Source organism: Amycolatopsis sp. FU40, assembly GCF_021903635.1.
Classification (GTDB): domain Bacteria; phylum Actinomycetota; class Actinomycetes; order Mycobacteriales; family Pseudonocardiaceae; genus Amycolatopsis; species Amycolatopsis dendrobii.
On sequence record NZ_CP091381.1, the window covers coordinates 5,172,299 to 5,190,449 of the forward strand.

Consider the following 18,151-nt stretch of genomic DNA (forward strand, 5'->3'; position numbering starts at 1 on the left):
AGGCAACGCTACAGCAGCGCCTGGTTAGTAGCCTTCGCAGTACCAGGCGTTGCTTCCTGAGACAGGCGGCGAGACGAAGATCTCTGGCACCCGGTAGGCTGCCTGTGGGGTTCCAAAAGTCAGTCACCGGCCCTGACCAGTAGCTTTACGCGGCCCGTTCGTACTCGCTGATCAGACCTCCGAAGAGCTGTTGTCGCTTGATCCGCTGAGAGCCGAGGTTCGCCACGGGGTGGGTCGGCCGAGGTGGGCGAAGCTCGCGGGAACGATGCGGCCGTCGACCGTTGTAATGCCGGACATACTCGGCCAACATGACCCGCAGATGCCGCTCACCCACGATCAACACACGATCAGTGAGCTCGGTCCTGACCGTGAGAACCGCTCGGCGTAGCCGTTCGCCCGCGGGCAACGCGGAGGAATCTTTACCGCCTCGATGCCCACGCCGGCCAGGACAGTGTCGAACGACGCAGTGAACTGGCCAGCCCGGTCGCGGACAAGAAACCTGAACTCGTCGACTCGATCACCGAGATCCATCACCAGGTTGCGGATCTGCTGCGTAGTCCACCCGCCGTCCGGATTCGTGGTCATGCCCAGGACGCGCACGTAGCGGCTGCCGACCTCCAGCACGAAGAACACATAGATCCGCTTCAGGGTGAACGCACAGTCGACGTGGAAGAAGTCGCACGCCAGCATCGTCGCCGCCTGCGTGCGCAGGAACCGCCGCCAGGACGTGTCGGTACGCCGGTCCGGCGCGGGAGGTACGCGTGCCCGCTTCAGGATCCACCGGATCGTCGACGCACCAACCCGGTGACCAAGCTTCAGCAGCTCGCCTTGAATCCTCTTGTAGCCCCAGTGGTGGTTCTCGGTGGCCATCCGTTCGACCAGCCCGGTGATCGCCTCGTCGACAGGCGGACGGCCGGCTCGGTGTGGGTAGGTCCACTTCGCGGCGACCAGGCGACGGTGCCAGCGCAGGATCGTGGCCGGGGTGACCAGCCGGTGTGTTCGCAGCGTCTTGGGCAGCAGCCGAACCAACGCAGCGATCACCGCCCGATCAGCCCAGTCCAGACGAGGTTTCGGGTTACCTCGGCGCAGCACAGCCACCTCATGGCGTAACACCAGCAACTCGACGTCCTTCGACGCCGACGAGCGCCCAAGCAACACCAGCAGACCCACCAGCCGGAGGAAGATCAGATAGAGCAAACGCAGCGCCATGGCTGGCGATCATGCCCTGCCCATCGAACGTGCCCGTCACCGCAGGTCAGATCCACGAACCGACTTCTGGAACCCCACAGGTTCAACAACGCCCGCAGGGTTTCCCTGATCCGGAGCAGCAACAACAGTCCCGCCGGACGCTGCCCCTTCACCGCCACGACCTTCCGCAGCCCAATGTCGAGGCGGCACCGCTCGATCAGATCATTGTTCTCCCGCGATCGCCTCGAACCTCGCGTCCAAGTACAAGCCCTGGAGGTTGTCGCGGCGGACCTTCTCCAGGCGCAGATGCCGGCGAGCGCAAGGCACCGTCCCCGTTCGTTCGACCCCTGCGCCCGCCCGTCCCGGACCCACCGCCGCCCATTCGATCGAGCGGGCTCCGGCCCCCCGGCGGCTGGTAAGAACACCGGGTACGTCCGCATTCCGGGCGGACATACCGGGCACGCGAAGGGACGCACATGGCTTTTCCAGGTTTGCAGCACATCGCGATCACCGTGTCCGATCTCCGGCGCAGCACCGAGTGGTACACGAGACTGTTCGGCGCCGGACCCGTCCTGGACGAGGACGAAGAAGGCGGCGAGTTCCACCACACGGTCTTCGCCCTCGACGGCGGCATGCTCTTCGGGCTGCACACCCACCTCGGCAGGGAGACCCGGGACCGGGCGGACGAACGCCGCACCGGGCTGGACCACGTCGGGTTCGCGGTCGCGTCGCACGCCGAATTGGCTGAGTGGGCCAAAAGGCTCGACGAGCTCGGCATCCCGCACGGCGGGGTGAAGAAAGCGCACTACGGCAGCGGCGTTTCCTTCCGCGATCCGGACAACATCCCGCTGGAGTTCTTCGCCGGTCCGGAATAACGACCCCACCAGGAAAGCTATGTGCGATCAGCGAGTAGCCGAAGTAATGGCACGCCAGGTCGTCTCAGTCGGGCACGACGCCTCGTTCCGGGACCTGGTCACGGCTCTGCTCGAACACGGCGTGTCGACGGTACCGGTCGTCGATCCGGCTGGGCGACCGATCGGGCTCGTCACCGCAGCCGACGTAGCAGCAAAGAGCGAGTTCCACGGCGGCGCGGACCGGCTGCCCATGTTCGGCGGGCCGCGCCGCCGGAGCCGGTGGCGAAAAGCGGGTGCGCGCACTGCAGGCGAACTGATGACGGCACCCGCGCCTACGATCGCCGCCGACGCGCCCCTGCACGTGGCGCTCCGGCGGCTCGCGGACGCCAAGTCGGCTCAGTTGTGCGTAGTGGACCAGGAAGCCCGGCTGGTCGGATTGATGTCCCACCGCGACGTCCTGTCCGCGCTGCTGCGGCCGGACGCTGACATCCAGGCCGAGGCTGCAGCCGGTGCACCGGCGGGCATCGCGGTGCGGGTCGCCGATGGCGTCGTAACACTCACCGGCACCGTCGGGTTGAGAAGCGTTGCCGAGCAAGCTGTTCGGAGCGCACAGTGCGTGCGCGGAGCAGTCGCCGTCACCGATGAACTCGACTTCGGCTTCGACGACCTCACCGCGCACGCATTGTGAAGCGTGCGCGGAGCAGTCGCCGTCACCGATGAACTCGACTTCGGCTTCGACGACCTCACCGCGCACGCATTGTGAACCCGGCCGTTCAGCAAAAGCCCATCGGCACTTTCTCCCGGTCCGCCGCGGTGCCGAATTCCGCGGGCTGGCAGGTGGTTTCCAGCACCGACATCCACAGGTCGCCGTCGGGATCGACCTGGTTGCGGCGGCTCGTCATCAGCGACAGCGGGACGTGCACGAAGCGCCGCCGCCAGCGCGCGACGGCCGCGGCGGTGCGGCCCGCCATGGCGGCGTGCACCGCCGCGTGCGCCAGCCGCAGGCAATAAACGCTGTCGTAGGGGTTGGCCGCGATGCTCCGGATCGCATAACTCGGGTCGATGTAACGCATCGTAGGAGGAAGACCGGCCGCGGTCAGGTGCGCGGCGACGCGGTCTTTGAGCAGTTCCCCTATGTTGCCGAGCTTGAGATTGCCCGACGCGTCCGTGCCGCGCCCGTTCCGGTGCGCCGCGCCGGGCTGGTCGAGCAGGTCCTGGCCTGCCCCCTCGGCCAGCACGATCACGACGTAGCCCTTCGCCCGAACGCGCTGCTCGATGTGGGCGAGCAGTCCGTCCGGTCCCTCCAGCGCGAAAGGGATCTCCGGGATCAGCACGATGTCCGCGCCGTTGGCGGCCAGCGCGGCGTAACTGGCGATGAACCCGGAGTGCCTGCCCATCAGCTTCACGATCCCGACGCCGTTCGGGCTGGACGCGGCTTCGACGGAGACCGACGAGATGAAGTCCGTCGCCCGGGCGAACGCGCTTTGGAAACCGAATGACTGGTCCGTGAAGGGCAGGTCGTTGTCGATCGTCTTCGGCACCCCGATGACCGCGATGTCGAGACCACGCGCCCGGATCGCGTCGCTGAGGTACGTCGCGGCGCGCATCCCGCCGTCGCCGCCGATGACGAACATGACGTCGACGCCCCGCAGAACGAGGCTGTCGACCATCTCGTCGGCGTCTTGGCCGCCGCGTGAGCTGCCCAGGATGGTGCCGCCGTCCTTGTGGATGTCGCGAACGTGCGCGGGCGTCAGTTCGACGGTGTCGTGCCGGTGGTCGGCGGTCAGCCCTTGCAGGCCGTTCCGGAAGCCCAGTATTCGCTTCACCTGGTAGTGCACGGCGAGTTCCTGGACGAGACCGCGGATGACGTTGTTCAGCCCAGGGCACAGCCCTCCGCAGGTGACGATCCCGGCGGTGACCTGTGCCGGGTCGAAGTAGATCTTCCGCCGAGGACCCGCCCCTTCGAAGCTCGGAACGCGCGCCGGCGGAAGGCGGTGCCCGGCCAGCATCGACACGGTGTCCTCGAGCAGAACCCGGTCGCCCTCGGCGACATAGTGCGGAGAGGTCTGTTTCGTCGACAGCATCTCGGCGAGCGGCGAATCGTAACGACACTCGCCGAGATGACGAACGCGAAGGTCGTCCAAATGCAGCGTCACCGGATCTCCCTGGTCGTGCGGACAGCGTGGGTCACTCGAAGGTGGTGTGGGTCAGGTAGCGGATCTCGCCCCGGGAAATCAGAAGCGATTCGCAGGTGGTCTTGCCCTCGCATTTCCGGGGGCGGTCGAGGAGCGTTCCCCCGGTGACCCCGGTCGCGACGAAGAAGGCGTCGCCCGCCGCGAGTTCGTCGCATTCGTAGACGCGGTCCAGCGACATGCCCGCCGCGCGGATCGCGTCCGCCTCTTCGTCCCGCTGCGGGGCGAGGCGGCCGAGCATCCCGCCGCCCAGCGCGCGCACCGCGGCGGCGGTCATCACGCCTTCGGGCGTGCCTCCGACGCCGAGAAGCAGGTCGACGTCGAGCGTCGGCAAGAGCACGGCCAGGCTTCCGCCGACGTCGCCGCCCGCCGGGGTCTGCACCGCCGCACCGGCCCGCAGCACGCGAGCGATCAGGTTCTTGTGCCGCGGCTTGTCCATGATCATCACGCGGAGCTCGCTAACCTTCTTGCCGAGCGCGGCGGCGACGTTGGCCAGCGTGCGCTCAGGCGGATCGTCGAGGTCGACGACGTCCTTCGCCTGCGGGGGCACGACGATCTTGTCCATGTAGAACCCCGGACCCGGCGACCAGAGGGTCCCCGGCTCGCCGAAGGCGATCGTCGCCAGGGAACCCGGAAGATCCTTGGCGCAGAAGGACGTTCCTTCCAGCGGATCGACCGCGATGTCGAAATCCGGGCCGTTGCCGGTGCCGACGATCTCGCCGTTGAACAGCATCGGGGCGTCGTCCTTTTCGCCTTCCCCGATGACGACGGTCCCCCGGCCGGGAGCCTGCGCCAGCGCTTCGCGCATCGCCTTGGTGGCAGCCGCGTCGGCGGCCTTCTGGTCGTACCGGCCCACCCAGTCGTAGCTGGCGACGGCGGCGCTGCGGGTCGCGGCCAGCGCCACCGCCTCCAGTGCGTGGACATCGACGCACGCGCGCGGTGCGGCCTCAGTCTGACAGTGCATTTCGGGCTCCCATTCCGGTCGGTCGCATCAGGACGGCGAGGCCGCTATTCGAGATTCGCGTGCAGCCGCCACAGTTCGCGGGCTTGAGAGCCGCTGGTCTGCCACAGCGCGTGGAAGAGCGAATCCGTGATCAGCAGAACGGACTGTTCGAACAGGCTGCCGGCGTACTGGACGGAGGAGTTGCCGTCGAAGTCCTGCTTGTCCGCGGCCGGGATGACCAGCACCTCGGTCGCGGTCTTCGCCAGCGCCGACCCGGGCGCCGTGGTCAGCGCGATCACGTCGGCGCCCTGGGCGCGCGCGGTCTCCGCCGCGCGCACCACCCGAGCGGTCGACCCGGAGCCCGATGCCGCGACCAGGACGTCCCGCTCGCCGATCGCCGGAGCCGTCACCTCGCCGACGACGTGCGTCGGAAGCCCGAGGTGCATGAACCGCATCGCGGCCATCTGCAACGCGAGGCCGCTCCGTCCGGTGCCGATGGTGAACACCGCCGGCGCCTTGAGCAGCAACGCGCCGGCCCGGAGCCACGACGCGGACTGCACCGCCGCGCTCACCCGGTCCACCTCTCCGACGACCGCGCGGGTCGCTCCGGTGAAGAGCGCAGCGTCAAGTTTCTTGGGAATCGTGTTCGTCAACGAGATCTTCCTCCACTCGCGGGCGGGCGACCTTGGCGCGTCGCCTGCGCGGCCATCGCGCGGGCCAATCTGCTTAGACCACAAGGATTCGCCACCGTCGGCCTGCCCAGCAAGGCTTGCGGCATCAGGAAAAGCTATCCCCTGATTGGGATGACGAATAATGGCGGGGAAAAGGAAGCGGCCCCGGCGGTGTATTCCGCCGGGGCCGCTTCGTGCGGGCGTACCGTTCAGGAGGCTCCCATCAGCCCTTGTGGACGTGTTTCGGGCGGATGTTGCCGGATCCTCCTGCCGCCCGCGGCAACGACATCACCGCCGAACGGAGCGCACGCTTCGGCGTGCGGCTTCCACCACGGCGTCGACGGTGATGTCGAACTGGCTGTACAGGGTCTTGAAATCCGCCGACGCGCCGAAATGCTCCAGCGACACGATTTCGCCGGCATCGCCGACGAACCGGTGCCACGGCTGGGCGATCGCCGCTTCGACCGCCACCCGGGCCCGCACCGAAGGGGGCAGCACCTCTTCCCAGTAGGCCGAATCCTGCCGGTCGAACCACTCTACGCACGGCATCGACACGACCCTCGTGGGAATCCCTTCGTCCTCGAGAATCTTCCTGGCCGCTACCGCCAGCTGCACCTCGGAACCGGTGCCGATCAGCACCAGCTCGGGCGTGCCGGCCGACGCTTCGGCGAGCACGTAGCCGCCGCGTGCCACGCCTTCGGCGGAGGTGCCCTCCAGCGTCGGAACGTTTTGCCGGGTGAGCGCGAGCCCGGTCGGGCCTCCGGTGTTTTCCAGGGCGGCTTTCCAGGCATACGCGGTCTCGTTCGCGTCCGCGGGGCGGGCCACCGACATTCCCGGGATCGCCCGCAACGAGGCCAGGTGCTCGACCGGTTGGTGCGTCGGGCCGTCTTCGCCGAGGCCGATCGAGTCGTGTGTCCACACGTAAATGACCGGCAGTTCCATCAGCGCGGCCAAGCGCACCGCCGGGCGCATGTAATCGCTGAAGATCAGGAAAGTGCCGCCGTACGGGCGAGTTCCGCCGTGCAGCGCGATTCCGTTGAGGATCGACCCCATCGCGTGTTCACGGATGCCGAAGTGCAGCGTGCGGCCGTAGGGTTGCGCGGTCCAGGCGTCCGTGGAGATTTCGGCCGGGCCGAAGGAATCCGCGCCCTTGATCGTGGTGTTGTTGCTCTCGGCCAGATCCGCCGAACCGCCCCACAGCTCGGGCAGCACCTCGCCGAGCCTGGCCAGTACCGCGGCCGACGCCTTGCGGGTGGCGACTCCCGTTTCATCCGGCTCCCAGACGGGCAGATCGTCCGCCCAGCCAGCCGGGAACTCGCGCTTGGCCAAGCGGTCCAGCAGGGCCTTGCCCTGCGGGTTGCTTCGTGCCCAGGCGTCGAATTCGAGCTGCCACTTCTCGTGGTCCGCCCGGCCCCGCGAGGCGGCTTCGCGGGTGTGGCGCAAGACCTCGTCGTCGACCTGGAAACTCAGCTCCGGATCGAAGCCGAGAGCGCGCTTGACCGCGCCGAGTTCTTCCGCGCCCAGCGCCGCGCCATGCACCCCGCCGGTGTTCATCTTCGTCGGGGCGGGGTAGCCGATGACGGTGCGCAGCACGATCATCGTCGGACGGGAGGTCTCCGCCTTGGCTTGCTCGATCGCGCCGAGGAATCCGGCGACGTCCTCGCCGCCGTCCACAGTGAGCACGTGCCAGCCGTAGGCCTCGTAGCGCTTCGCGGTGTCCTCGGACAGCGCGATGCGCGTGTCGTCCTCGATGGAGATCTCGTTGCTGTCGTAGATCACCGTGAGGTTGCCGAGTTGCTGGGTTCCGGCAAGCGACGACGCCTCGGACGTGACGCCTTCTTCGATGTCGCCGTCGGAGGCGATCACGTAGACGTGGTGGTCGAACACGCTCGTGCCCGGCTCGGCGTCCGGATCGAACAGACCGCGCTCGCGGCGGGCCGCCATCGCCATGCCGACCGCGCTCGCCAGGCCCTGGCCGAGCGGGCCGGTGGTGATCTCGACGCCCTTGGTGTGCCCGTATTCGGGGTGGCCCGGGGTCAGCGAACCCCACTTGCGCAACGCTTTCAGATCGTCCAGTTCCAGGCCGTAGCCCGAGAGGTAGAGCTGGATGTACAGGGTGAGGCTAGAATGTCCGGCGGACAGCACGAACCGGTCGCGCCCGATCCACTCCGGATCACCGGGGTCGTGCCGCAGAACCCGTTGGAACAGCGCATAAGCGACCGGCGCGAGGCTCATGGCCGTGCCGGGGTGCCCGCTTCCGCACCGCTCGACCGCGTCCGCCGCCAGCACGCGGACGGTGTCCACCGCACGTGCGTCCAGACTGCTCCAGTCTTGCGGGAACCGCTGGGCGGTCAAGCGGGCAATCTCGTCAGGGGATTGGTTTGCTGCCATGGAAGCGCACTCCCGATGATGTCGATTCTTGGCATATTCCGGAAAGAGCAGATCCGGCCCGCTGCGCGCCGAGCCCGTGTCCGGCGCGCAGCGGGCGGGTGGGGTCAGGCGGTGAGGCGGCGGAGTTCGCGGGCCGCGGCAGCGGGGTCGGGCGCGTTGTAGATCCCGCCCCCGACCACCGCCACGGCCGCGCCCGCGTCCTTCACCAGCCCGATCGTCGCGGCCTTCACCCCGCCCGCGATCGAGAACGCCACCCCCGCCTCGCGCCCGTCGGCCAGCAGCGTGTCGATCGAATACCCCGGACGCGCCTGCTCGTCCAGACCGGCATGGATCTCCACGAACGACACCCCCAGCTTCGCCACCTCCCGGATCCGCGCCACCCGGCCCTCGGTCACCGAGATCATGTCCGCCACCACCTCCTTGCCGTACTTCCTGCCCGCCGCCACCGCGCCCCGCACCGTGTCGTCGTCCGCCGCCCCCATCACCGTCACCAGATCCGCACCCGCCTCGAACGCCAGCGTCGCCTCCAGCTCCCCCGCGTCCGCCGTCTTCAAATCCGCGAACACCAGCTTGTCCGGATGCGCCGCCTTCACCGCCGTCACCGCCGAAATCCCCGCCGACTTCACCAACGGCGTCCCCAGCTCAAGAATGTCCACCTCCCCCGCCACCTGACGCGCCAACGCCAACGCCGAACCCACATCCAGCACATCCAACGCAACCTGCAACCGCACAACAAACTCCTTCGCCATTGCCGATGAACTCCGTTCCACCATCGCTTCGCCGGTCCATTTCCGGCAACACCGCGCCACATGCGCAAACGCAATCCCCCGATACGCACAAGCAATGCCCGCCTGCCGCGAACCGAAATTACGATTTGTCTCGTGTCGAATAAACCATTGATCGCGCCGTCCATCCTCTCCGCCGATTTCGCCCGGCTCGCCGACGAAGCGGCCGCCGTGCACGGACGTGCGGATTGGCTGCACGTCGACGTCATGGACGCGCATTTCGTGCCGAATCTGACGTTGGGCCTGCCGGTCGTGCAGTCGCTGCTGGCGACGACGGACATCCCGGTGGACTGCCACCTGATGATCGAAAACCCGGACCGGTGGGCGGTCGGGTACGCGGAAGCGGGCTCCTACAACGTCACGGTGCACGTCGAAGCTGCGCACGATCCGGTCATGCTCGCGAAGAACGTGCGCGCGGCAGGAGCGAAAGCAGGGCTCGCGATCAAGCCGGGCACCCCGCTGGAGCCGTATCTAGACGTGCTCAAGCACTACGACACCCTGCTGGTGATGTCGGTGGAACCCGGGTTCGGCGGGCAGAAGTTCATCGCCGAAGTCCTGGACAAGGTGCGCACCGCGAGGCGGCTAGTCGACACCGGGCACCTGAACCTGGTGGTGGAGATCGACGGCGGCATCAACGGCGACACGATCGAACAAGCGGCGGAGGCCGGTGTCGACTGCTTCGTAGCAGGCTCGGCGATCTACGCGGCCGACGATCCGGCCCGCGCCGTGGAAGGGCTGCGCAGGCGAGCCCGAGCCAGCATGCGCTGACCCGCGCCCCGCCCGTCTCACGGACCGTCTGACGCGCCTCGCCTCGTCGCCGCGAAACTCAGATGCCCAGCATCCGCCGCAGTTCCGGAGCCTGGCGCCGCGAAACGGGAACCGACTCGTGCGAGCGCGGGTCCATGATCAGGAACAGTTCGCCTTTGATGCCCCGTTCCAGCTCGGCCACCCGGCGCAGGTTCACCAGGAACCGCCGGTGCACCCGGCTGAACCCGCACGACAGCAACGATCGCTCGATGTTGTCCAGTCCCCGCGTCGCGGCCTGGATCCTTCCTCGTTCCGTGTTCAGCCACACGATGTTCCGGTCGGCCTCGGCGTAGCGGATCTCCGACGGGGCGAGCAGCACCAGCCGCTCGTTGCGGATCCCGACGATCCGGCGGGGCAGCGGGCCGACCGCGGCTTCCGCGCGCTCCTCGTACGGTTCCCCTTCTCGCACCCCGAACAGGCACAGCATCCCCACCACGTGGTCCGAGTCCAGGACCGGCCGCAGGGTCACCGGGGTGGCGTCCTCTCCCGGGCTCACGGGCAGGCACGCGTAGCCGCTCCAGCGAGCCGGTCCCTGCGCGCGTTCCTTGGCCCACCGCACTACTTCGGGAAGCCCGGAAATGTCCGGGGTCCAGCGTTTCGCCGGTTCGGTCGCGCCCGGTGAAATACCGCTTTCCGGAGTCAGCCCGAGAAGCGACACCGCCTCGTCGTTCGCCGCGATCACGTTGCCGCCGCGGTCCATCGCCAGGAACGGATCGGCGACCTGATCGCATTTGCGGTTGAACTCGGAGATCACTTTGTCGGCTTCGTAGATGGCCCGCCGGTAGATCTCCTGCTCGACGCACGCGGCGGCCTTCGTCAGCCACGCGGGCACCAGTTCGGACAGCGCCGCGTTCCACCGCGAAATGTTGATCGACGCGACCGGCGAACCGGTCACGACGTCGCGGATCGAAATGCCCGCGCAGGACCATCGGTGGAACGCTTCGCACCAATGCTCCGGCCCGGTCACGGTCACCGGACCGGACACCTCCAGCGAAGTGCCCATCCCGTTCGTGCCGGTGCACTGCTCCGACCATGACGACCAGGGGGCGAGGTTGTGCAGTTCGGCCCGCCGCCGCGCGCTGGGGTCGCCCCACGCGCCGAGGACGCGCCCGTCTCCGTCCGCGACCGTGACCACGGCGCCGTCCTGCTCCACTTCACGGCCGGCCAGCGCGCCGAGGCCGCCGAGCGTCGTGAAGATGACGCCGTTGTCGAGCCGCTGGACGTCGTCGCCCCGTGCTCCCGGCGCGACGTCCAGCGTCCGGTCCACCTCGTAGCGGTCCCGGCACCGGTACCACGACGCCAGGATCTCCGGGCGAACGCCGGTTTCGATGTCCTCGCCCGCGGCGAAGCTCTCCCAGGCCTGAGCCACTTCTCTCGCCGACAACGAGGTTTCCAGCGAGCCGCCCGCCAGGTTGCCGCGTCTGCCGGACTCACTCGGTGCAATCGCCAACGGCGGCACGCTCACGGTCATCGCGACCTCCTCGTCGCCTCGAGCACCGGGGTCCCTGGGACCGCCGGGCTGTGACAGCGGTAACCAACGTAACTCGGCGTAGCGCGGCATTACAAGACATGTCCGCGTCGTCCAGCCACGAAGTTGTAGACAAACAAGATCGTCGTCCCGCCGCAGGCGGGCGATCCGGATTTCCCGTCATATGGGACGATGTTCCCGGCTCGTGGCCGATCGGCGGAAAATCGTTCCGCGCGACGCCGCCCAGGTCAAGCCGCACGCCGCGCCCTCCGAAGGGTAGGGCAGGCGGGCCCGGTCCGGGCCGGTCCGCCGCTGGTGCGCGGACGACCGCCGGTCGTCCTCGTTCCGCCGCCGTTCATCCGGCATTCGCCCGCAGTCATCCCGCTCGGCTTGCCGCCGCGCCGAGGCGGAGCTTAGCTTCCGTGAGCGCCCGGACGACCCGGGCCGCACCCGTTCGGAACGGCACCGGACCAAAGGCGGTCTCACATGGCGGACGTACGCCGGCTCGACGCGGCAGCACGCAACCGTGGCGAAGCAACGGTGTACCAGGCCTGGGAACGTTTCGCCCGCGGCGAGGACGACCTCCGCGGCGTGCGGCCCGAGGTCGCGATCTCCTGGCACCGGTGCCGGGACCAGTTCCGGGTCGATCCGCTGCTCACCGAAGCCCCGGTGGCCGTCGCCGAAGTCGACCAGGCGCTGGAGCGCGACGTCGTCATCGCGGAACTCGGCTTCCGCGCCGCCGCGCTCGCGCACGAGGTCAACGCCGGCGGCGGCATCGTGACCATCACCGACGCGAGTGGACGGGTCCTGGCCCAATGGGGCGACCCGGCCACCCGCACCGTCGCCGCCGAGGCCAACCTGGCGCCGTGGTTCTGCTGGTCCGAAGGGGCCACCGGAACGAACGGCATGGGCACCGCGCTGATGTCCTACGCGCCGGTGGTGATCCGCGGCGCGGAACACTGGTGCCAGGCGTTCCACGACTGGAACTGCGCCGGCGTCGCGATCCGGGACGTAGTGACCAGGGAATCGGTCGCGGTGCTCAACATCTCGTGCTGGCGCGGCGATCTTCCCGGCGCGGCCGGCGCTTGGCTCAGCAACGCCGCCACCATGACCCAGCGCATCCTGCGCCGCCGAGCCCAAGACGACGGTGCTCAATTGATGGCCGCCTTCAACGAAGCCAGGGCGCGCTCGAGCGCGGCGCTCGCGGCAGTCGACCCCTCGGGGCGAGTGGTGCTCGCCGACGACACCGCGAGCGTGCTTCTCGGCATTCCCGGTTCGACGCCTGCCCCCGATCCCGCCGTACGGTGGAAACCGGAACTGCCGGAATTCATCCAGGCTTCCGTCTATGCCGCGAAACAGGCGACGCGCAATCACGACTGGCTCGGCTCGACGCAGATCTTCACCAGGCTCGCCGCCGAACCCATGCCGATCAGCTTCCGGCCGGTGTTCCTGTCCGGGCACCTGCTGGGCAACCTGGTCACCTTCGGGACGTCGGAAGGGGTTCCCCTGCCCCGGTCCGGCGAGGACGGCCCGCAGCGGGCGCAGCCGCACCGGATGGTCGCGACCCGCGAAAACCGCATGGTGCTGCTGCGGCTTCCGGAAGTCTCGTTCGCCCAGTCGGACGGCAATGACGTGTGGCTGTCGACCGACCAGGGACGGCTGCGCTCCGCCTCTCCCGGCCTCGACAAGCTCGAAACCGAACTGGGCGACGCGGGCTTCCTGCGAGTGCACCGCCAGTACGTGGTGAACCTGAGCCGCATCCGCGAGGTCGAACGCCGGTTCAAGGGCGAACTGTTCCTGGTCATGGACGACCAGGAACAGACCATGGTGCCGGTTTCCCGGCGGAACACCCCGGCGGTGCGGCGGGCGCTGGCGATCTGATGCGCTTCAGCCGCGGTACCGGTGCACCTCGCACACGCAATACATGAGGCGGCAACTGCAGCACGCCGGCTTTCCGGCGCACACGATGCACGGCCCGCACCGCACCGGTTCGGTATGGCGCGCACGGTCCTCCCGCCGGTAATCCTCCCCGCAATTCCAGCAGGACAGCAGTTCGACTCCGGGTTCCGGCTTCGCCGTCGACGACTGGCTCATTCCAGCCCGCCTTTCCGTTCGATGCTTATTGTAAAAAAGCCCGCCCGGCACTCGAATCGTCGGGGCGATTCGAGCACCGGGCGGGCGCTAACGTAAACTCCCGGAAATTTTCCTGAAGTCTCCCGCCGAAACCGATTCTCCGGTCACAGCGAGAAAGTGATCACCGCGGCGCCGTGCCCCTGGCCGGACATGCCGGGCACAATTCCTTCGAGCCAGCCGCCCCAGCCGACCGGCACCGTGATGTACTGCTTTCCGTCGAGGAAATAGGTGCTCGGACTGCTGTGGTGCCCGCTGCCGCACTGGAAGCTCCAGAGCTTCTCGCCCGTCTCGGCGTGCAGCGCCATGAACTCGCCGGCGGGCGTGCCGGCGAACACCACGTTGCCTTCGGTGCTGAGCGTCGACGCGGCCATCGGCAGATCCATCCGGTAGCGCCACTTCTCCTCGCCGTGCGAGTCGAACGCGCTGACCGAACCGGCCATGTTGTCGATGTCGACCTCGACGGCGGCGCCCCAGTAGGGCATGCCTTCCTTGAACTCGCGACGGCGCCGCGTGGCAGTGGCACCCACGTCGGCGACCGGCACGTAGAACAGGTCATGGTTCGGGTTGTACGACGCGTGCGTCCATTCCTTCGCGCCGGCCGGGCCGGGGAAGAAGTGGCAGGGCTCGCCTTCCTTGTCCGGGTACTTCCGCGGCGTCACCTTGCCGTCGCGGGTGATGACGCCCCAGTCGATCCGGTCGACGAACGGGGTGACGTGCTGCAGTTCGCCGTTGGTGCGGTCGAGGACGAACATGTACCCGTTCTTGTCGAAGTGGGCCAGCAGCTTCTTGCCGTCCCGCTCGAAGAGGGTCATCTCCATCGTGGAGTCGTAGTCCCACAAGTCGTGCGGGGTGAACTGGTAGTGCCACTTGATCTCGCCGGTGTCGACGTCCAGCGCGACCACGCTGTCGGTGTAGAGGTTGTCGCCCTCGCGGACCTCGCCGTCGAAGTCGGGAGCCGGGTTGCCGGTGCCCGCGTAGTAGAGGTTCAGCTCAGGGTCGAACGTGCCGGTGACCCAGTGGTTCGCGCCGCCGCGCTGCCATGCCTCGCCGTCGGCGGGCCAGGTCTCCGAGCCGGGCTCGCCCGGCTTCGGGACGGTGTAGGTGCGCCAGCGCTGTTCGCCGGTCTCGAGGTCCCAGCAGTCGATGTGGCCGCGGACCCCGTACTCGCCGCCGGCGGAACCGGTGATCAGAGTGTCCTTGATGACCAGCGGGGCGATCGAAGCGCTCTCGCCCGCGCGCACGTCGCCGATGGTCTTCTGCCAGACCTTCTCGCCGTTGGTCGCGTCGAGAGCCACCAGCTGGGCGTTCTGGGTCACCATGTAGACCTTGCCGTTGGCGACCGCGCAGCCGCGGTTGACGTTCGCGCAGCACAGCGTCACGTCGACCGGGATCGCGTGCTTGTAGCGCCACAGCTGCTCGCCGGTCCGCGCGTCGAGCGCCCAGAGCCAGCCGTCCCAGCCGGTCACGAACATGACGCCGTCGACGACGATCGGGCACGCCTCGAACGCGTAGGTCGAGGTGGAAGCGATCACGCCGGTCGCGCTCGCCTGGTGGATCCAGGCGACCTTCAGGTTCTTGACGTTGTCGGCGTTGATCTGGTCCAACAGACTGTGCCGCTGGCCGTCGTAAGCGCCGTAATAGGTGATCCAGTTCTGGGATTCGCTGCGCGCCTGAAGGATGCGCTCGTAGTTGATGCCGCTCGTCACGTCCGGAGCGCTGTGCGGCATATTGGAAAGCTTGTTGTGATTGAACGCCCGGCCGGCGTCGACGTATTCGATGGTCATGGCTGTTCCTCCCTGTTCACGGCCGCGGCTGGGCGGGTCGGTCGAGTTTGGCTTCCGGCGGCACCTCGCCGGTGACGACGATGGCTCCGGTCAGGCCCCTGCCCTCGTCGTTGCCGGCCGGCGAGCCGTACCAGTAGCAGCCGGGGCCGTCCAGTTCGAGCCGCGCGCTGCCCTTGGAGTGGTTCAGCAGGCCGATGAACTGCCGGTCGCCGTTGCTCGGGAGCAGGCAGGCGTGCGTGTTCTTGTCGTCGTTGATGATGGTCAGCTCGAGGACGCCGCCGTGCGGCAGGATCAGGATCCCCGGCTCCCACTGCATCGCGTCCTCCGGAATCCGGATGGTCGCTTCCATCGTGCCGTCGGCACGCTCGGTCGCCTTGCCGACCGAGCCCGTGCCGAGCACGGCACCGATGGTCGCCTTGTTCTGTCCGCTGAGTTCCGCCAAGAGGTCTTCTCGCTCTTCGGCAATGGTCATCGGACGTCACCTCCTCGTCAGCACACGTGAACCTTCTGACAGTTTTCCCGAAACACCCGCATCGATTACCGGGTCGACCGGGGAAATTCCCGAGCCGGTAACGAAATCCGACCCTACGCCGGGGAAAGCAATTCCGATATCCGTTGCCACCGAAGGACGGATCGGCGCCGTTCCCCCGCTGACTGGTACCGCTCGTGTGCGCGGGACCACACCGAAACGTTCCACAATGGACGCATCAGGCGGAGCGTCAGCGCGAGTCGAACCGGCCAAGTTCCATGACTTTCGCCCAGGCAGCGGCGAAATCCCGGACGAACTTCTCGCGCGCGTCGTCGCCGGCGTAGACCTCGGCGATCGCTCTCAGCTCGGCGTTCGCGCCGAAGACGAGGTCGACCCGGCTCGCCGTCCACCTCGCCTCTCCGGTGGCCCGGTCCCGGCCTTCGTAGCCGTCGCCGCGGGGCACCCACTCGGTTCCCGCGTCCAGGAGGTTGACGAAGAAGTCGTTGGTCAGAAAACCCGGTGCCGCAGTGAAAACCCCGGCTGGAGACCCTCCGTGGTTGGCTCCGAGGACCCGCAATCCGCCGACCAGCACGGCCGTCTCCGGCGCGGTCAGCGTCAGCAGGCCCGCCCGGTCGATCAGCAGGTGCTCCGGGGCCACGCGGTATCCGCTGCCCAGGTAATTGCGAAAGCCGTCCGCTGCCGGCTCCAACGCGCCGAAGGACTCGACGTCGGTCCATTCCTGGGTCGCGTCGGTGCGCCCTGGCCGGAACGGGACCTCGACCGGACAGCCTCCCGCCGCGGCGGCTTGTTCCACCGCGGCGCATCCGCCGAGCACGATCAGGTCGGCCAGGGAGACGTGTTTGCCGCCTCGCGCGGACGCGGTGAATCGCCGCTGGATCTCTTCCAGCACCGGCAGGACGACGCCCAGCCGCTCAGGTTCGTTCACCACCCAGCCGCACTGCGGTTCCAGCCGGATCCGCGCGCCGTTCGCCCCGCCGCGTTTGTCGCTGTCCCGATAGGTCGACGCGGACGCCCATGCCGTCGAAACGAGCTGCGCGACGGAAAGGCCGGAGTCGAGGATTTCCTTTTTGAGCGCGCCGATGTCGCCGGAGTCCACGAGTTCGTGGTCCGCCTCCGGCACCGGGTCCTGCCAGATCATCCGTTCCGCCGGGACGAGCGGGCCCAGGTAGCGCTCGATCGGTCCCAGGTCGATGTGCGTCAGCTTGAACCAGGCCCGCGCGAACGCGTCCTCGAACTCCTCCGGGTTCTCGAGGAACCGCCGCGCGATCGGCGCGTAGATCCGGTCCTCCTGCAGCGCGAGGTCGGTGGTGAGCATGACCGGATGGTGTTTCACGTCCGGGTCGAACGGATCCGGAACGGTGCCCTCGCCCTGTCCGTCGCTGGGGATCCACTGCCACAGGCCCGCCGGGCTGAGCTCGACGTCCCATCGGTACTGGAAAAGGGTCTCGAAAAAGGTGTGGTCCCAGGTGACCGGGGTGCGCGTCCACATGCCCTCCAGCCCGCTGGTCACCGCGTCCGCGCCCTTGCCGCCCAGCCAGCCGAGCCCCTGCGCGGCCAGCGGCGCGCCCTCGGGCTCGGGGCCGCCGGTCGCGTTCGGGTCCGCCGGGCCGTGCGTCTTGCCGAAGGTGTGCCCGCCGCCGATGAGCGCCACGGTTTCCTCGTCGTTGAGCCCCATCCGCTTGAAAGTCTCGCGGATGTCGCGACCGGCCAGCACGGGGTCGGGATTGGTGGCCGGGCCCTGCGGATCGACGTAGACCAGCCCCATTTCCTCGGCTGCCAACGGCTCTTCGAGCTCGTGCAGGCCGTGGTGGCGTTCGTCGGCCAGCCACGTGCGTTCCGGGCCCCAGTACGTCTCGTCGGGCTCCCACACATCCGCGCGGCCGCCTGCGAACCCGAATGTCCTGAAGCCCATGGACTCCAGCGCCCGGTTGCCCGCGAAAACCATCAGATCCGCCCAGGAGATCTTGCGGCCGTGTTTGCGTTTCACCGGCCACAGGAGCCGGCGTGCCTTGTCCAGATTCCGGTTGTCCGGCCAGCTGTTCAACGGAGCGAAGCGCTGCATTCCGGCACCGGCCCCGCCCCGGCCGTCGCTGACGCGATAGGTTCCCGCGGCGTGCCAGGCCATCCGCAGCACCAGCGGCCCGTAATGGCCGAAATCGGCGGGCCACCACTCCTGCGAGGTCGTCAGCACCTCGTCGACGTCCCGCGCGAGTTCGTCGAGATCGAGCGTCGCGAAGTGCCGCGCGTAGTCGAAATCCGCGCCCATCGGGTCGCTCGCGGGACCGTTCCGGTGCAGCGCCTTGAGGTCGAGCCGGTGCGGCCACCAGTCGTCGGGTTTCCCGCCCGCCACCGGAGGATTCCGCCTGCCGGACCGGCCGGAACCGGCCAGGACCCTGTCATAGGTGCGGTAGACGTGAGTATCGGGATTGTCGGGCATCGCGGTCC

At 68.3% G+C, this 18,151-nt stretch carries 15 protein-coding genes; 4 read left to right on the forward strand and 11 right to left on the reverse strand.

What is annotated here, in order from left to right; genetic code table 11:
- Nucleotides 1–145 precede the first annotated feature (145 nt).
- Entirely contained in the window at nt 146–343 is a 198-nt protein-coding gene (locus L3Q65_RS24590; RefSeq protein WP_370648116.1) for a transposase, read from the reverse strand.
- Complete coding sequence (locus L3Q65_RS24595; RefSeq protein WP_237596767.1) at nt 337–1,209, reverse strand: transposase; 873 nt, start codon at nt 1,207–1,209, stop codon at nt 337–339. The genes L3Q65_RS24590 and L3Q65_RS24595 overlap by 7 nt, the downstream gene beginning before the upstream one ends.
- Nucleotides 1,210–1,664: 455 nt before the next feature.
- Here L3Q65_RS24595 and L3Q65_RS24600 point away from each other — a divergent pair, with 455 nt between their 5' ends.
- On the forward strand, nt 1,665–2,063 hold the full coding sequence (locus L3Q65_RS24600) for a VOC family protein (RefSeq protein WP_182895408.1): 399 nt from the start codon (nt 1,665–1,667) through the stop codon (nt 2,061–2,063).
- Between the two features lie 46 nt (nt 2,064–2,109).
- Nucleotides 2,110–2,730 carry a CBS domain-containing protein gene (locus L3Q65_RS24605; RefSeq protein WP_237596768.1) on the forward strand — a complete coding sequence of 207 codons (621 nt, stop codon included), beginning with the start codon at nt 2,110–2,112 and terminating at the stop codon, nt 2,728–2,730.
- Nucleotides 2,731–2,815: 85 nt separating this feature from the next.
- Here L3Q65_RS24605 and L3Q65_RS24610 read toward each other — a convergent pair whose 3' ends face one another.
- The 5 genes from L3Q65_RS24610 to hxlA form a co-directional block, all read right to left on the reverse strand.
- Nucleotides 2,816–4,198: an ATP-dependent 6-phosphofructokinase gene (locus L3Q65_RS24610; RefSeq protein ID WP_182895406.1), complete on the reverse strand. Its 1,383-nt coding sequence runs from the start codon at nt 4,196–4,198 to the stop codon at nt 2,816–2,818.
- A gap of 31 nt (nt 4,199–4,229) precedes the next feature.
- Nucleotides 4,230–5,198, reverse strand: a complete 969-nt coding sequence (glpX, locus tag L3Q65_RS24615; protein ID WP_182895405.1) for a class II fructose-bisphosphatase — start codon at nt 5,196–5,198, stop codon at nt 4,230–4,232.
- Nucleotides 5,199–5,242: 44 nt separating this feature from the next.
- Entirely contained in the window at nt 5,243–5,830 is a 588-nt protein-coding gene (gene hxlB / locus L3Q65_RS24620) for a 6-phospho-3-hexuloisomerase (RefSeq protein ID WP_182895404.1), read from the reverse strand.
- Nucleotides 5,831–6,136: 306 nt separating this feature from the next.
- On the reverse strand, nt 6,137–8,239 hold the full coding sequence (gene tkt, locus L3Q65_RS24625) for a transketolase (protein ID WP_182895403.1): 2,103 nt from the start codon (nt 8,237–8,239) through the stop codon (nt 6,137–6,139).
- Nucleotides 8,240–8,343: 104 nt separating this feature from the next.
- Nucleotides 8,344–8,970 (reverse strand): 3-hexulose-6-phosphate synthase, encoded by a 627-nt coding sequence (gene hxlA / locus L3Q65_RS24630; RefSeq protein ID WP_182896963.1) that lies wholly within the window; start codon nt 8,968–8,970, stop codon nt 8,344–8,346.
- A gap of 150 nt (nt 8,971–9,120) precedes the next feature.
- Between hxlA and rpe the strand changes: the two genes are divergently transcribed.
- The gene (gene rpe / locus L3Q65_RS24635; RefSeq protein WP_237596769.1) at nt 9,121–9,792 is read left to right on the forward strand and encodes a ribulose-phosphate 3-epimerase; all 672 of its coding nucleotides are present in this window, start codon (nt 9,121–9,123) and stop codon (nt 9,790–9,792) included.
- Between the two features lie 58 nt (nt 9,793–9,850).
- Here the strand turns inward: rpe and L3Q65_RS24640 are convergent, their stop codons facing one another.
- On the reverse strand, nt 9,851–11,302 hold the full coding sequence (locus L3Q65_RS24640) for a DNA-binding protein (RefSeq protein WP_182896915.1): 1,452 nt from the start codon (nt 11,300–11,302) through the stop codon (nt 9,851–9,853).
- A gap of 483 nt (nt 11,303–11,785) precedes the next feature.
- Here L3Q65_RS24640 and L3Q65_RS24645 point away from each other — a divergent pair, with 483 nt between their 5' ends.
- A complete protein-coding gene (locus L3Q65_RS24645) occupies nt 11,786–13,180 on the forward strand; it encodes a DNA-binding protein (protein ID WP_182896914.1) in 1,395 nt (464 codons plus the stop codon).
- Between the two features lie 356 nt (nt 13,181–13,536).
- On the opposite strand, the gene L3Q65_RS24650 is transcribed toward L3Q65_RS24645, so the two are convergent.
- The 3 genes from L3Q65_RS24650 to katG form a co-directional block, all read right to left on the reverse strand.
- On the reverse strand, nt 13,537–15,216 hold the full coding sequence (locus L3Q65_RS24650; RefSeq protein ID WP_237596770.1) for a PQQ-dependent dehydrogenase, methanol/ethanol family: 1,680 nt from the start codon (nt 15,214–15,216) through the stop codon (nt 13,537–13,539).
- 16 nt (nt 15,217–15,232) lie between these two features.
- A complete protein-coding gene (locus L3Q65_RS24655; protein ID WP_037820734.1) occupies nt 15,233–15,688 on the reverse strand; it encodes an MSMEG_3727 family PQQ-associated protein in 456 nt (151 codons plus the stop codon).
- A gap of 247 nt (nt 15,689–15,935) precedes the next feature.
- Nucleotides 15,936–18,143, reverse strand: coding sequence for a catalase/peroxidase HPI (gene katG, locus L3Q65_RS24660; protein ID WP_237596771.1), 2,208 nt, complete (start codon nt 18,141–18,143; stop codon nt 15,936–15,938).
- Between the last annotated feature and the right edge of the window lie 8 nt (nt 18,144–18,151).

Excerpts from the sequence above, each read along its gene's own strand:
- L3Q65_RS24640 (WP_182896915.1), bottom strand. The coding sequence starts at position 11,302 with ATGACCGTGAGCGTGCCGCCGTTGGCGATTGCACCGAGTGAGTCCGGC.
- L3Q65_RS24650 (WP_237596770.1), bottom strand. The coding sequence starts at position 15,216 with ATGACCATCGAATACGTCGACGCCGGCCGGGCGTTCAATCACAACAAG.
- glpX (WP_182895405.1), bottom strand. The coding sequence starts at position 5,198 with ATGCACTGTCAGACTGAGGCCGCACCGCGCGCGTGCGTCGATGTCCAC.
- L3Q65_RS24655 (WP_037820734.1), bottom strand. The coding sequence starts at position 15,688 with ATGACCATTGCCGAAGAGCGAGAAGACCTCTTGGCGGAACTCAGCGGA.
- L3Q65_RS24600 (WP_182895408.1), top strand. The coding sequence starts at position 1,665 with ATGGCTTTTCCAGGTTTGCAGCACATCGCGATCACCGTGTCCGATCTC.
- L3Q65_RS24605 (WP_237596768.1), top strand. The coding sequence starts at position 2,110 with ATGGCACGCCAGGTCGTCTCAGTCGGGCACGACGCCTCGTTCCGGGAC.
- L3Q65_RS24595 (WP_237596767.1), bottom strand. The coding sequence starts at position 1,209 with ATGGCGCTGCGTTTGCTCTATCTGATCTTCCTCCGGCTGGTGGGTCTG.
- L3Q65_RS24645 (WP_182896914.1), top strand. The coding sequence starts at position 11,786 with ATGGCGGACGTACGCCGGCTCGACGCGGCAGCACGCAACCGTGGCGAA.
- tkt (WP_182895403.1), bottom strand. The coding sequence starts at position 8,239 with ATGGCAGCAAACCAATCCCCTGACGAGATTGCCCGCTTGACCGCCCAG.
- katG (WP_237596771.1), bottom strand. The coding sequence starts at position 18,143 with ATGCCCGACAATCCCGATACTCACGTCTACCGCACCTATGACAGGGTC.